Source organism: Flavobacterium salmonis (assembly GCF_903819435.1).
Lineage (GTDB): Bacteria > Bacteroidota > Bacteroidia > Flavobacteriales > Flavobacteriaceae > Flavobacterium > Flavobacterium chungangense.
In genome coordinates, this window is sequence record NZ_CAIJDP010000005.1 from 1 (window position 1) to 296 (window position 296).

General features: G+C 50.7%; 1 protein-coding gene. It reads left to right on the forward strand.

The annotated features are described in order from the left end of the window. The coding region (locus FLACHUCJ7_RS00025; protein ID WP_394367944.1) for a Calx-beta domain-containing protein at positions 1 to 296 on the forward strand (296 nt) is incomplete at both ends.

A 296-nucleotide genomic window follows, 5' to 3' on the forward strand; every position in this document is an offset into this window, starting at 1 on the left:
GGCTACGACTACCGATACGGTAGTAAGCTTAGGCTTTACAGGAACAGCTTCGGCAGGAGATTATACAGCAAGCAATACAACAATCACCATCCCTGCAGGCCAGTTGACCGGCACGATCACCATTGATCCGACCGATGATACCCTGTACGAAGGAAACGAAACCGTAATCATCGATATCACGAATGTTACAGGAGCTACGGCGGGCAGTACAACTCAGGCAACGGTAACGATCACTGATGACGAGACCACCCCAACGGTAACACTTAGCGGAACAGCTTCAATCGCAGAGAACGCAG